The following is a 12,954-nucleotide window of genomic DNA, read 5'->3' as shown; positions in this document are numbered from 1 at the left end:
CCTCTCAATAGGGTATCCGGACTAATATTTCTGTCCCTCTACCAATTTCACTATCCCATTCAATCGAACCTCCTGCATTCTTTGCACGCTCTTTCATGCTTTGTAAACCCATTGAAGAAAGCCGAGTTCCTTCATTGAGTAAAAATCCTTGACCATCGTCTTTTATAACGAGCAATACATCGCTTAGTGTTACAGTCAAAAATATTTCTGCGAAATTGACGCCGGCATGCTTTCGGATATTATTCAACGCTTCCTGTGAAATGCGAAATAACGCCTCTTCTACATGTGACGGTACATTAATGACTCCAGATATGGTGGAATGGACGGATAAACCTAACATTTCCCCATATCCTTTTATTGCGTCAAGCAACCCACTTTCAAGTCCACTTGGACGCAGCTGCCATATTAATGCCCTCATTTCGTTTAATGCTTCCTGCGATAAGTTCTGTATTTCCTTGAATGTCTCTTTGATTTCAGCTTGGGCAGTCATTTCTGCTCCGCCCCTCGCAGTCAATGTTACTGAAAATAAAAGCTGGTTGACTGAATCATGCAAGTCCTTCGCTAAACGATTCCGCTCTTGTAATAGTGCCATCTCCTGCTCTTGTTTTGTTAAGAGTATCCGCTTAATTGCTGAACCCAATTGGAAAGCCAGTGATTCAAGCAACGCAAGCTCTCCCTTTGAATAGATGATCGTATTCGGAGAAGCGACATTCACTAGCCCAAACCGTTCTTGCCCCGATTGGAGGGGAACCGTTGCATGATGTGTAATCCCTCCATTGTCACCGATTTTTGCAGCAAGCACATTTTCAATACGTTGGCACTCAATAATATTAGATGCCTTCTCCAGCTTGCCTTCACGATATTTGGATACACACCAACAGCCGCCGTTTTTTAATTGGCTGCATCCATTTTGCGCAAGCGCTTCAGGCAGATTTTCACTTACAATTAGCTGTTGCTTACCCTTGTCAGAAATGAAAAATATCCAACCCGTTTCAAAGTTTGTTCCTTGCAAAAACCTTTGGAGAGCACCCGACAACATCGTCTCTATTTCAGTTTCTTCATTTATCAACTCTGCAATTTCCTTTAACAATCGGACATTCGAAAATTCTGTTGGATGCATAGCAGCACCTCCACCCTCTTATATAGTTCATATGATATCACTCAATGAATCAAGTCGCCCCATACTTTTGACTGAATATGCATTGTAGAAAGGTAGGTAAAATTTCGGGTCGTCGAGAATTGACTGTTACCTTTTATCGTCTTGTTCCACAAGTGACTAAATAGTATAATCATAATGTATTAAAAATTTAAATAATTACATAAAGGGGGAATTCAACAATGTTTTCATCGACATGGAACCGTTTATGGGACATGCACGATCAAGTGAAAGACCTGTTTCGATTCTTTTTCAGCCCAAACACAGCTGAAATGGCGTCAGGCGGCGGGGGCGGACAGAAAGTCGGAGTTGAAAATGCAGGCGGTGGACGGGATCCACGTAGTTATTCACCTGCACAATTGATCGGATTGGTGTTAGGACCGCTATTATTCTTTCTTACTTTATTCTTTTTCAAGCCTGAAGGACTTTCACCCGAAGGCGTCGCCATTTTGGCAAGTACGATGTGGATTGCAACGTGGTGGATTACGGAAGCGATTCCGATTCCAGTCACTTCGTTATTACCGCTCGTTCTGTTCCCTTTGTCGGGCGGCATGGAAGTGAAATCGACCGCTTCGGCTTATGGGGATGAAACAATCTTTTTATTCATGGGAGGATTCATGATTGCCCTCGCCATGGAAAAATGGAATTTGCATCGCCGGATCGCTTTGACGATCATTTCTGCCATTGGAACAAATATGGACCGCATCGTTTTAGGTTTCATGATCGCTACCGGATTCTTGTCGATGTGGATATCCAATACGGCGACGGCAATGATGATGGTTCCGATTGGTCTTGCCATCATATATCAAATCTCGGATGCGCTAAAGGATAACCCTTCCATTGATACGTCAAAAGAGAATTTCGGGTTCGGTAAGGCGCTCATGTTGGGGATTGCTTATTCGGCTTCATTGGGCGGAATCGCGACATTGATTGGGACACCCCCGAATACATTGCTTGCAGGTGCAATCGATAAAATGTATGGCATCGAACTATCCTTTGCAAAATGGATGTTGTTCGGTGTACCGCTCGCTTGGAGTTTTATATTCATCGCTTGGTTCTACCTTGTGAAATTCGCTTATCCGTCAAAAATCAAAACGTTGCCTGGCGGACGCGGCATTATCGATAGTGAGAAGAAGAAATTGGGCAGAGCTTCTACGGAAGAAAAAATTGTTTTGGTCATCTTCATATTGGCCGCATTTTCTTGGATCACTCGGACTTTCCTACTTTCCAAGTTCATTGATGGACTAAGTGACGGCGTCATCGCGATGGTATTTGCAATTATTTTATTTATCATCCCGTCCGTCAATAAAAAAGGTGACCACTTATTGGATTGGAATACGGCTGTCAAATTGCCTTGGGGTATTCTTTTACTATTCGGAGGCGGTCTTGCAATTGCTGCCGGATTTGTCAGCTCAGAACTGTCCGTTTGGATTGGGTCACAATTATCAGGATTGAACGGCGTGCATATTCTCGTCGTCATTATTATCGTCACGGCACTCGTCATCTTCCTGACGGAAATTACATCCAACACTGCAACCGCTTCTATGATGTATCCGATCATGGCTTCCCTGGCTGTCGCATTAGGGTTCCACCCATACGCGTTGATGATTGCTGCAGGTGTGGCCGCTTCTTGTGCATTCATGCTGCCGGTCGCTACACCGCCGAACGCCGTTGTCTTCGGTTCCGGCTATTTACGGATCCCTGACATGGCGAAAGCCGGGTTTGCACTCAATATCATCGGAATCGTTTTAGTGACAGTATCCATTTATTTCTTGCTGCCATTACTTTGGGGAATCGATCTGACAACGATTCCAGAAACATTCAAATAAGCGAAAACAGGGTACCCGCATTTCTCCGGCTACCCTGTTTTTATTCGTATAACTTTTTCGCACGCCTATATCGAATCAATCCTACATATACAATCGGCAACACTGCCGTAAATGCAATGAGCCCGCCCCACCCTAACGACTCGTACAGTGGGCTAAGCAATGTACTGCCCATCGCCACGCCGATGTAATAGGAAACTAAGTACAGGCTTGCTGCGCTGCCCTTATGATGCGTCGCTTCCTTGCTGACAGATGCTGCCGTCAAGGAATGAGCAGTGAAGAACCCTAAACAGACTATACATAAACCGATTACAATGACGAAAAGAGAAGAAAATGCAGTCAGGCCAATACCTAAGGTGAGTAATGCGACCCCTACAAACCTCACATTGCGAAGACCGAATCTCCCTGAAAGCCAACCTGCGAGAGGAGCCCCTACGACCCCGAACCCATACGCCAAATATAAGTATGAAATCGTTTCAAGAGATAATGAGTACGGTGAATCGATCAGATGGAACGGTAAATACGTCCACACTCCAGTGAAAGATAATTGTAGGACGATGCCTAATCCGAATACGATAAGCAATGATGGATTTTTCAAATGAAATACAATACCTTCGATGTCCTTTGCGAAGGTCGTGTCAGTCGGCACAAAATTCCTTGATTTCGGTAATACCAATAGCAGGAGTACGAATAACATTGTTCCGAAAATAGAAAGGATATATAAGGACATTTGCCACGATGCCTGTTCGGCAATGAATCCCGTCATAAAACGACCGATCATGCCTCCTAAACTGTTAAAAGATATGTAGAGCGCCGTTGCGATGTTCGTAAAATTCTTATGTACTTCCTCGCTAATATAAGCGAGCGCGGCAGCAGGTACGCCGGCAAGCGCAAAGCCTTGCACGAAACGCAGAATAACAATCAAAAGGAACGATTCTGCGTTTGCGATAATGAGAAACGGAATGACAGATCCAATCAAGGAAAGGAATATGTATATTTTCCGCCCGTTCCGATCCGAAAAGAAACCGAGTACGATGAGCCCGACAATAAGCCCAATCGTTGTCATCGACATTGCCATACTTGCATACGACACCGAAATGTCGAATTCTGTAGTGAATAAAGGCAAGAGCGGCTGCATCGCGTACATTGATGCAAAGATGAAAACAGAAGCGAATCCTAAGCCGAGCACAATTCTCCAAAATTGCATATTTTTCAACGTATAGCCGCCATGTTGCATCACGCCACATCCAGTCATCAGCCTATTTGCTCTTATTATAGCATTCTAAATTTTAAATGCTCAGAGAAATGGAATAACGGATTATTAAATGAACGACTATTCAGAGTTCCGGAGGTGAGCTTTTTAATAGAGATAAAGTCAGTGACCGCCCGATACAGTACCACAAAAAAAAGCAGATGAAAGAAAATGCATCGCATTCCTTCATCTGCTTTACAAATTATAGTAGCCCTACACATTCTTCGTAGCGGCTTGTTTGATATTTCTGCGCTGTTGATAAATATTCCGCACGACCACTTTTCCGACTGCGTACACAGGAACGCCGACGATGATGCCAACGAAGCCGGCGATATTACCCGCTGCAAGGATGATGGTGATGACAGTGAGCGGGTGGATGTCGAGTGATTTGCCCATGACGTTCGGCGTGATGAGGTTGCTGTCGATCTGCTGGGCGATGAGCGTGACGATTGCGACGCCGATGACTAGTTTAGGCTCTTGTATAAAGGCGATAATCAATGCCGGAGTAACGGCAATCCATGGTCCGATGAACGGGACAAGATTCATGAATAACGCGAAGATGGCAAGAAGCAATGCGTATTCCAGTCCTAAGAACTTATATCCGATGAAGATGAGCGTTGCCAGGATGGCACTGATAAGGAATTGCCCTTGGATATAAGAACGCAGCACATTGTCGATGTCGCCCAGTGTTTTCTTCACCCAGTCACGGCGTTCGCCGCTGAACAGGTTATAGATGATCGGCGCGAATTTTTCATGATCCTTCAGCATGAAGATGAAGAAGAATGGCACCAATACGAGCAGAAATATTGCCTGGAAGAAGGATTGTAGAAATTGGACGACCCATTTTCCGAAATTCACTGCAATTGCCTGGAGTGAATCCGCAGCATTGTCGAATGATTTTTGTAGACTCTCCGGCAAGTCCTCTTTTTGAGGCAAGATATCTTTCATTTTCTCAAATTCTTTCGCCAATGTCGGTGCATTATCAACGAGTTTATTCACCTGATTCGTCACCGGTGGTCCGATGATGGAGATGAAAATCCATAGGACGACGGCAAGACCCGCCAAAATGATTAAAATACTTCCCCAACGCGGGACTTTCCGGTTTTCAAGAAAACGCTGGATCGGCTCGGTCATGTAATAAAGCACCCCACCGAGCAACAGCGGTAAAATGATCGCTTTTATAATGATGACGACCGGCGCAAATATAAAGCTGATTTCCATGAAATACTTAATGATTAAAATGGATAACAGGATTCCAACGCCCACTTGGAACCATAATTTCTTTGTCAATATCCCACGTCCTTTACCGTTCAGTTACTGATAGTATAAGTATACGGTTTTATACGTGCGGTGTCGAAAAGAAGTTTCATTTATCTATGATCATTTTGTTATGAGTAAATATACTACTCATTACTTGCCTCCCTCTTTGATAATCCTATGCAGCTAATAAATACGATTACAAATAAAATGATTTTTCTCGTCTCCAAAAAGTTTGGCATTTCTTTTGTGAAAATATACTGGACAAGACTATGCGCCCCTACAACTATTGCAGCCATTAAAACACTGCCTATCACGATGTTGACGTTTCTCATAAGTATTCCTCCTTATTTATCTTTCCTTCACGATACCAACGTTCATGATGCTTATTTTGATTAAACTTGCGGTGGGGAAATTAACGAATCGCAATTATTATCAAAATCAGCATACTTTCCTACGCTATACTTGAGCTAAAGGGGGGGAAGATTCATGGAAGACGAACAGATCATCCAAAGAACTGTTGAATGGATTGAAAAAAATCTACATAAGGACATCCAACTGGCGGACGTATCTACTTTTTCCGGCTATTCAAAATTTCATTTCCATCGGATGTTTCAATCTGTTTTGCATATGAGTGTGGATCAATACATTCGTACACGCCGACTGGCGGCCTCAGCAGTTTTATTAATCCATTCGGATGAACGGATCCTTGATATTGCCCTTAATGCTTTATTCAGCTCCCAAGAAGCGTTCAGCCGAGCCTTTAAGAAAACATACCATTTAGCGCCAGGTGAATACCGAAGGATTATGAGAAGCGTTATATTCAAACAAGAGGAGGAATTATTTATGCAGGAAATGAAAGGCTGGTTTTTAAGCGGAAGTCATCCGAATCATTTCAGGATGGGGATTGACCGGCAAGTCGTTCATACCGGAAAAGCTTCTGGATACATCCGGTCAGAATTTGTGACGGAACCAGAAGAATTTGCAACAATGATGCAACAGTTTAAAGCAAATAACTTCATTGGCAAACGGATCAAGTTATCCTGTTTTCTCAAATGTGAAGATGTAGAACAATTTGCAGGTGCGTGGATGCGCATCGACAATCAATTAGGGGACGTGCTGCAATTCGATAATATGAGCAATCGCCCTCTCCTGGGGACTCTCGATTGGAATTACTATTCTCTTGTCCTAGACGTTCCACCCGAAAGCAAAACCATCTCATTCGGAGTGCTCTTGCAAGGAAAAGGGAAAATATGGGTAAATCAATTTCAATTCGAAGAAGCTCCGGAAACTAGCTCTACTACAAATTTAGAAGTCATGCCCGAGCTGCTGGATGAACCAGTGAACTTGTCATTTGAAGAATAGAAAAACGGACCTAGGCTTCGTGAAGCGCCGAGGTCCATTTTTCCGTACGGTCTATTCCCAAACTTCATTTCACCAAGTCGACTACAATGTCATCCATTTCAAACTCTTCTCTACCCTTTCCTTCCTTCGTTGGGATGGCGATGGTCTTCGTTTCTCCATCTGCTGTAATTTCGACGCCTCCATGATTCTCAGACGTATATTCGACCAATGTAACCGAAGGCGTTATGATAAGCTTTGTTGCGTCGGGATCCAACTTTTTAAATGTCTTACTCCAGCTCATGTAATTTTCCTGACCGAAGCCGCCATTTCCATCGCCGGCGTAATAGTTGCCCAAGTCATCTTTTATAGTTATCTCAACATCAATGCCATGCCATTTATCAAGCACTTCCTTGGAGACCAATTGATCATAATACACGATGAAAGACATCGGTGTAACCGTAATTTTATCAATGGTTACATTCACACCATTTTGTTCTATCCCTTGATCAACGAATTGAACTTCATTATCCGAGGCTTGCAAAGAAAGGGAGAAGTTCCAGTTCCCTTTAACCTTTTCTTCTGTGCCATCAATTGAAATGCTGCCCACCTTCCATTTCACATTCACAGAATCCACGTCCTTCTCATCTAATCTGCTGCCCGTAATTAAGCCCACATATTGATTTTCTCCCACTTTGGAAATGTGTTGGCTTCCCGAACCGCCACTCGTTTCTTTAATATCCAAGTAGCCGCCGATGCGCGGTTGATCACCCAAATCCTGCTCGCTTTCGATCGAATAAGTCAATAAAACGGTCTTCCCATCGTAAATCGCATCATTGATTGTGATTTTTACGCCATTACTTTCCTTCGCCATATTCACCGTACTTGAATATTCCTGATAATTATCGTAGATTCCTGTTCTCCCATTGTCCAGAAATCTGAAAATATCACCGATAACAGGTACATTCCCCGCATAGGCCGGAAAGGCAATGCCAAGTGCAGATACTGATAGACCACCGATAACGACTGCTGCTGCAACCTTCATTTTCCAGCTAGGTCTTTTCCTCTTTTTACGTAGCGACATTTTTACTTCCTTCTTCACTTTCGCCTTATCAAACTCGCTAACTTCCATTTCTTCTGCCCTATTTTCTTCAATATCCAGTTCATTTAACAGTTGATAAATATCTTTTTCCTTCATAATGCATAACCTCCTGCATTCAAATTCGATGCTTCTTTCAACAATTTCTTTTTCCCTCTGAACACCCGATTGTCAATTGCCGTTATACTTAAGCCGGTTTTTCGGGAGATATCCGCCGTCTTGTACCCTAAGAAAAATTTCATTAAAAAAATGTCCCGATCGAGCGGTTCCAGTTGGTTGATTAGCGTAATCAATTCAGTTTTATCTTCCGCTTGAATCAATTCCTCTTCGACCGACATTTCGGTATTCATGTCCATATATTCGGAGGAAACCTCCATCCGTTTCGTTGCCTTGCGGTAGTAATCAATTGATTTGTATTTCGCAATCGCGCAAATCCATTTCCTGAAATCCGTCGGATCCCCGCGGAATTTGTCCGCATTGTCCCAAATGGACAGGAAAATATCATTGACACATTCATCCACAAGCCCTTCATTTCCAAGCGGAGAAAGCACTTTGTGCGTGATGCCTTTGATTAACGGCAAATAAGTATCAATGATGAATTCCAATGCGTCTTCTTTCTGTTTCTGCAATCGTCGAATAAAATTCTCACTAGTAGACTTCATTTACAGTTCCCCTTATATGTTGTAAAAGCTTTTACACCCTATACAACGACCCCAAAAAATTTTTCTCTCTATGTACACCACTTTTTTCTAGTTTACCAAATAAAAAATCGACTCCCCGCGACGTGGGAATCGATTTTTTTGTTCTATTTCATAGAAATCCTTAACTGTTATCGGTGAATACGCAAGATAATTCCATTTCCTGCCGGATCTTCCGTCACGAAATGTTCTGCTGTTGATGTAACAGCTGCACTAAGCCCTTCGATTCTCTCGATTGCTGCATTCAACGTCGATTGGTCAGGATAGACAAGCGTGAACGCTTCGAGTCCGGCACTTTCTTTTGACGGACGAGGCGCCCCTGCTCCGTTCCATGTATTCAATCCAATATGATGATGGTATTTACCTGTCGACATGAACAAAGCTTGTGGGTAAGGTGTGACCACTTCAAATCCAAGCGCTTCATAGTAAGCTTGTGTCTCAGCGAGGTTTGCGATATGCAAATGGACGTGCCCCATTATCGTACCTGCAGGCAGACCATCCCATTCTTCGTTTCCACTTGCCATTACAACCCCTTGTGCGTCAATCGGATCTGTGCTCATTCCAACAAAACCGTCCTGCCAAGTCCAGGTTTCCGGTTCCCGGTCGCGGTAAATTTCAATGCCGTTTCCATCAGGGTCCGACAAGTATAGCGCTTCGCTAACGAGGTGATCGGAAGCACCCAAGCGTACTTCGTTCCTTGAAAAGTGTTTGATTGCTTTTCCAAGATCCGCACGCGTCGGTAATAAAAGTGCAAAATGGTAAAGGCCCGTGCGTCTCGGCTCTTTCGGAAGGATATGCTCCGGTTGTTCGAGGACAAGCAATGGATTTTGACCATCTGCAGTCAATACAACTCGGTTATCGCCTTTTTCCAGTACACGGAATCCGATCGTTTCCGTATAAAAGCTTGTCAATTTGCCAAGGTCCGTCACTTTCAAAACAACTTCTCCTGTATATATATGTGGTGGTTGATGAAATGTCATGTTTTATTCCTCCTGGTAAGTTACTTACCTTATGTAACTAACTTTATATGCTACAATATGAATTGTCAAACACAAACGATTTTTACTTTGAAAGGATTTTGGCATATGAATGAATTCGAGCTTTGTCCACGCTTTGAAAAGGCTGTTTCCATTTTGAGCCAGCGATGGACCGCATTGATTTTATACCAGCTCATGTCCGGTCCGCAGCGTTTTTGTACAATGACCGATAAATTAGGTGTAAGCGGAAAAACATTGACAGAACGGTTGAAGGATTTGGAACAGCGCGGGTTCGTCATTCGTGAGGTGTACCCCGAAACCCCGGTGCGCATCGAGTATTCATTGACGAAGAAAGGAAAGTCTTTGACGCCGATTATGAAAGAAATTGAAGAGTGGTCGAAGGTATGGATCACAGTCGAAGAATAGGATGACTTTCGAAGGGGAGAACGACTTATAGAGCGCAAAAAGCCGGCTGCAAATGCAACCGGCTTTTCATCTATGAATTTTGACCGTCGTCCCTATCGAAACGAGTGAGGACAACTCCAGTACATCTTTATTATGCATCCGGATGCAACCGTGCGACACGTTCTTCCCGATGGATGAAGGATTATTTGTCCCATGGATTCCATAATGGGGTTTGGATAGCCCCATCCAGAATGCACCGAATGGACCGCCCGGATTCAGCTGTTTATTGATGATTTTATAGGTTCCAACGGGGGTAGCCGTCACCATTTTCCCTACAGCGATCGGGTATTTTTTTATCAATCTCTTTCCGTCATACAGTTTCAATTCATGTTTACCGATGGAGATGTCTATCCAACGCATTAGCCTCCCGCCTTCATGAAAAGGAATTATTCTTATAGAATACGGGACCGCGACCAGCTGCTTTGGGCGCTGGAGAGTTTTCATTGGACGCGGAAAGAGCATCTTTGGACGTTTTGATGCTTACTTTGAACGCGGGAGGGTTCTCTATGGACGTACAAATATCTGCTTTGGACGCATGGACGTCTACTTTGGACGCGCAACTGCCTACTTCGGACGCGCAGCCGCTTTGTTTCTCATGTGCCGTTGGAAAAGGTTGCTAAAAACCCTTCAATTTGTTCGGAAGATCTCAAATGATGTACAGTCTTCCCTTCAATTGCATACCGCCGCATCCGTTTAAGCATTTTCTTCTTCCGGCGACGGTACGTTGTGACAATGAATTTTATAAATGCCCAATCAATTTTTTCAGGGCAGCCTTCCGTCAAATCTTCCCGGGTTTTTCCATGATATTGAATTCGCCGCTTGACGACCCGGTAAAGACAGACACGCAACGGCAATTCCAAGTAAATGACTGTGTCGGCATGCGGTTCACGGATGTCAATCGTCGATGTGTAATTGCCTTCGATTATCCATCGTTCCTGTTCGACAATTTCTCGTTGTGAAGCTGAAAACTCCTCGGCTGGTGCTTCTACCCAGCCAGATTTCCAATACAATCGATCGAGATGAGTGACCTCGATTCCTACCAACTTCCCTAACGTGCGTGCAAACGTCGACTTTCCGACTCCTGCTGAAACGCCAATTACCATGACTCGGTTCATCTCATCACTCCTAACTCGGAAATCCAAGGATGTCCAGGCACATGAATTTTGAGGGCATTACAAAGCCACCGCCGATCTTCAGTGCTTAGCAAGTCCTTTACAGCGAGAAAGTCGGCATGGTCCTTTTCCCTCGGATTTTTCGCTTTGTATAAAAGGACAACCACCGGATGCAAATAAGGAATGCCATCCTCGGAAATCAAAAATAATGTCGAGCTTGGAAAAGTGATTGTCGGGTCCCGTCTAAAAACCCACTGCTCATTTTCCACTTCATTTAACAACACTTCCAAACGCTCTCCCGTTTGGTCGCTGCCATGCAATTCGTGGATCGGCAGTTCCAACATCTCCGATTCCCATTCAACCAGTTCCCCCTTCACCGCTTTTTGAAAGGACCAGTTAGCTAATATATTTCTCATCCTATATTGGTCCTCCCGAAAGATGGCGACTTCGATGTCCGAATGCTCCCGTGTTTGATTCCCAATGAAAAGATCAATCGCCCAACCGCCTGCAATTCCCCATGGTCGATCATAGACTTCCATCCAGTCCATCACTTTTTGGCATGAACGCATCATCTGAATTCCCCCTCATTCACTTCACGCAAAAAAAGGAGCGACACTGTCACTCCTTGTAAGCATTACCTATCATTTTATCTGAACGTTACCAATCTTACAAACCCCTGTTATAACTTTCCGACATAACTTAAACTTTTAATGTCGTGGGAGTCAAACGAGCCGTCCAATATGGCCTGCACATCTTTCAATGTATCCTGGAGACTTACTGATTGGCCCTTTTGCCCGGTGAACTCTTCAGCAACATAGAATGGCTGGGTCAAATATGCTTCCAAACGTTCACCGCGTTTATAGGTTTGTGCTTCGGATGGCGGCAATTTCTCTTCTCCGCCTACAGTAACAAGTGAACGCAATTCCCGGTAACGGCGTAATAGCTTTTGCGCTCTTTGCTGAATGAAGAAATGATTTTGATCCATATGCGAGCCTTCCAATACCGATGAAGTGGAGGCAATAGGATTGACCGCAGGATATCGGTGTCTTGCCGACAAATCGGCGTCGAACTGCCAAAGCGTCTCAAGCGGGCCGTATGGAAGCTCCTCATCCACTGCCTCTCCCGTCAAATCCAATAAGAACGTCGTGACGGAGTCCATTCCGATTTGCTGTAAGCGTTCTTGCAGCTCGTAAATGCCACCAGTCACTACATGACTTTTATCTGCCGCAAATGCAATGTCCTTCTCAAGGCCAAGTGTTGCCATTTTCTCATACGTTTCGTCAATGGTTTTCGTTATAATATCGACATTTTCCAATATATCTTCCAGCTCAGGGTGATTTCCTTCGGGCATTAACAGGAATGTTATATAGCCCTCATTCTTCAAGCGATAAAATAATTCACTCATGACGACTAGTTGGCCCATTTGTTTCCGAGCGACCAAACCGACTGTCCCGCCTTTTGCCAATGGTGCGAATAAATCCAATACCTTAATCTTCGTTTCGATCATCTCAATCTTCTCCCCCCGGATTATCAGTTCATCCAAACTACACCCCGCCAAATCTGCAAGTGCTACAAGTGTCCTCACTTCTGATTTCCCAACCGAAATTTTTCCTGTACATAAATTTGAAACTGTCGCCGGCCGAAGACCGACCGATTTGGCTGCGCTCGTCAAATTCGGCACTCTTCTCCTCAATAACGAAACATTCAACCGAAGATTATCTTTTTCCATATTTTCACCCCTCACTTTGAATAGTAATTTATTTTACGTTAT

At 43.9% G+C, this 12,954-nt stretch carries 14 protein-coding genes; 3 read left to right on the top strand and 11 right to left on the bottom strand.

Features of this window, described 5'->3' with window-relative positions:
* Nucleotides 1-4: 4 nt before the first annotated feature.
* The gene (locus AWV70_RS04185; RefSeq protein WP_060204699.1) at nucleotides 5-1,120 is read right to left on the bottom strand and encodes a GAF domain-containing sensor histidine kinase; all 1,116 of its coding nucleotides are present in this window, start codon (nucleotides 1,118-1,120) and stop codon (nucleotides 5-7) included.
* Between the two features lie 218 nt (nucleotides 1,121-1,338).
* Between AWV70_RS04185 and AWV70_RS04180 the strand changes: the two genes are divergently transcribed.
* Nucleotides 1,339-2,985: an SLC13 family permease gene (locus AWV70_RS04180; protein WP_060204697.1), complete on the top strand. Its 1,647-nt coding sequence runs from the start codon at nucleotides 1,339-1,341 to the stop codon at nucleotides 2,983-2,985.
* Between the two features lie 40 nt (nucleotides 2,986-3,025).
* Here AWV70_RS04180 and AWV70_RS04175 read toward each other — a convergent pair whose 3' ends face one another.
* The 3 genes from AWV70_RS04175 to AWV70_RS04165 form a co-directional block, all read right to left on the bottom strand.
* Entirely contained in the window at nucleotides 3,026-4,237 is a 1,212-nt protein-coding gene (locus AWV70_RS04175; RefSeq protein ID WP_235588540.1) for an MFS transporter, read from the bottom strand.
* Between the two features lie 210 nt (nucleotides 4,238-4,447).
* On the bottom strand, nucleotides 4,448-5,524 hold the full coding sequence (locus AWV70_RS04170) for an AI-2E family transporter (protein WP_060204693.1): 1,077 nt from the start codon (nucleotides 5,522-5,524) through the stop codon (nucleotides 4,448-4,450).
* Nucleotides 5,525-5,637: 113 nt separating this feature from the next.
* Nucleotides 5,638-5,826, bottom strand: a complete 189-nt coding sequence (locus AWV70_RS04165) for a hypothetical protein (protein ID WP_060204691.1) — start codon at nucleotides 5,824-5,826, stop codon at nucleotides 5,638-5,640.
* A 154-nt stretch (nucleotides 5,827-5,980) separates the two neighbouring features.
* On the opposite strand from AWV70_RS04165, the gene AWV70_RS04160 reads away from it, so the two are divergent.
* Nucleotides 5,981-6,856 (top strand): helix-turn-helix domain-containing protein, encoded by an 876-nt coding sequence (locus AWV70_RS04160; protein ID WP_060204689.1) that lies wholly within the window; start codon nucleotides 5,981-5,983, stop codon nucleotides 6,854-6,856.
* A 64-nt stretch (nucleotides 6,857-6,920) separates the two neighbouring features.
* On the opposite strand, the gene AWV70_RS04155 is transcribed toward AWV70_RS04160, so the two are convergent.
* The 3 genes from AWV70_RS04155 to AWV70_RS04145 all read right to left on the bottom strand — a co-directional run bounded on the left by AWV70_RS04155 (nucleotide 6,921) and on the right by AWV70_RS04145 (nucleotide 9,609).
* On the bottom strand, nucleotides 6,921-8,030 hold the full coding sequence (locus tag AWV70_RS04155) for a DUF4179 domain-containing protein (protein WP_060204687.1): 1,110 nt from the start codon (nucleotides 8,028-8,030) through the stop codon (nucleotides 6,921-6,923).
* On the bottom strand, nucleotides 8,027-8,593 hold the full coding sequence (locus tag AWV70_RS04150; protein ID WP_060204685.1) for a sigma-70 family RNA polymerase sigma factor: 567 nt from the start codon (nucleotides 8,591-8,593) through the stop codon (nucleotides 8,027-8,029). The genes AWV70_RS04155 and AWV70_RS04150 overlap by 4 nt, the downstream gene beginning before the upstream one ends.
* 167 nt (nucleotides 8,594-8,760) lie before the next feature.
* On the bottom strand, nucleotides 8,761-9,609 hold the full coding sequence (locus tag AWV70_RS04145; protein WP_060204683.1) for a VOC family protein: 849 nt from the start codon (nucleotides 9,607-9,609) through the stop codon (nucleotides 8,761-8,763).
* Between the two features lie 105 nt (nucleotides 9,610-9,714).
* Here AWV70_RS04145 and AWV70_RS04140 point away from each other — a divergent pair, with 105 nt between their 5' ends.
* A complete protein-coding gene (locus tag AWV70_RS04140) occupies nucleotides 9,715-10,032 on the top strand; it encodes a winged helix-turn-helix transcriptional regulator (protein WP_060204681.1) in 318 nt (105 codons plus the stop codon).
* A gap of 66 nt (nucleotides 10,033-10,098) precedes the next feature.
* On the opposite strand, the gene AWV70_RS04135 is transcribed toward AWV70_RS04140, so the two are convergent.
* From AWV70_RS04135 to AWV70_RS04120, 4 genes are all read right to left on the bottom strand, one after another.
* Nucleotides 10,099-10,431, bottom strand: coding sequence for a L,D-transpeptidase (locus AWV70_RS04135; RefSeq protein WP_060204679.1), 333 nt, complete (start codon nucleotides 10,429-10,431; stop codon nucleotides 10,099-10,101).
* 233 nt (nucleotides 10,432-10,664) lie between these two features.
* Complete coding sequence (locus tag AWV70_RS04130; RefSeq protein ID WP_060204676.1) at nucleotides 10,665-11,186, bottom strand: topology modulation protein; 522 nt, start codon at nucleotides 11,184-11,186, stop codon at nucleotides 10,665-10,667.
* The gene (locus tag AWV70_RS04125; protein ID WP_060204675.1) at nucleotides 11,183-11,755 is read right to left on the bottom strand and encodes a nucleotidyltransferase domain-containing protein; all 573 of its coding nucleotides are present in this window, start codon (nucleotides 11,753-11,755) and stop codon (nucleotides 11,183-11,185) included. The genes AWV70_RS04130 and AWV70_RS04125 overlap by 4 nt, the downstream gene beginning before the upstream one ends.
* A 107-nt stretch (nucleotides 11,756-11,862) precedes the next feature.
* The gene (locus AWV70_RS04120) at nucleotides 11,863-12,912 is read right to left on the bottom strand and encodes an ATP synthase subunit B (RefSeq protein ID WP_060204673.1); all 1,050 of its coding nucleotides are present in this window, start codon (nucleotides 12,910-12,912) and stop codon (nucleotides 11,863-11,865) included.
* Nucleotides 12,913-12,954 lie beyond the last annotated feature (42 nt).

Source organism: Sporosarcina koreensis, from assembly GCF_001531445.1.
In the GTDB taxonomy this organism is placed as follows: Bacteria; Bacillota; Bacilli; order Bacillales_A; family Planococcaceae; genus Sporosarcina; species Sporosarcina koreensis_C.
This window is presented reverse-complemented; position numbering and strand designations above follow the sequence as displayed.

What these genes read in the sequence shown, in the direction of transcription:
- AWV70_RS04185 (WP_060204699.1), bottom strand. Translation starts at nt 1,120, where the DNA reads ATGCATCCAACAGAATTTTCGAATGTCCGATTGTTAAAGGAAATTGCA.
- AWV70_RS04180 (WP_060204697.1), top strand. Translation starts at nt 1,339, where the DNA reads ATGTTTTCATCGACATGGAACCGTTTATGGGACATGCACGATCAAGTG.
- AWV70_RS04175 (WP_235588540.1), bottom strand. Translation starts at nt 4,237, where the DNA reads ATGACTGGATGTGGCGTGATGCAACATGGCGGCTATACGTTGAAAAAT.
- AWV70_RS04165 (WP_060204691.1), bottom strand. Translation starts at nt 5,826, where the DNA reads ATGAGAAACGTCAACATCGTGATAGGCAGTGTTTTAATGGCTGCAATA.
- AWV70_RS04160 (WP_060204689.1), top strand. Translation starts at nt 5,981, where the DNA reads ATGGAAGACGAACAGATCATCCAAAGAACTGTTGAATGGATTGAAAAA.
- AWV70_RS04155 (WP_060204687.1), bottom strand. Translation starts at nt 8,030, where the DNA reads ATGAAGGAAAAAGATATTTATCAACTGTTAAATGAACTGGATATTGAA.
- AWV70_RS04150 (WP_060204685.1), bottom strand. Translation starts at nt 8,593, where the DNA reads ATGAAGTCTACTAGTGAGAATTTTATTCGACGATTGCAGAAACAGAAA.
- AWV70_RS04145 (WP_060204683.1), bottom strand. Translation starts at nt 9,609, where the DNA reads ATGACATTTCATCAACCACCACATATATATACAGGAGAAGTTGTTTTG.
- AWV70_RS04140 (WP_060204681.1), top strand. Translation starts at nt 9,715, where the DNA reads ATGAATGAATTCGAGCTTTGTCCACGCTTTGAAAAGGCTGTTTCCATT.
- AWV70_RS04135 (WP_060204679.1), bottom strand. Translation starts at nt 10,431, where the DNA reads ATGCGTTGGATAGACATCTCCATCGGTAAACATGAATTGAAACTGTAT.
- AWV70_RS04130 (WP_060204676.1), bottom strand. Translation starts at nt 11,186, where the DNA reads ATGAACCGAGTCATGGTAATTGGCGTTTCAGCAGGAGTCGGAAAGTCG.
- AWV70_RS04125 (WP_060204675.1), bottom strand. Translation starts at nt 11,755, where the DNA reads ATGATGCGTTCATGCCAAAAAGTGATGGACTGGATGGAAGTCTATGAT.
- AWV70_RS04120 (WP_060204673.1), bottom strand. Translation starts at nt 12,912, where the DNA reads ATGGAAAAAGATAATCTTCGGTTGAATGTTTCGTTATTGAGGAGAAGA.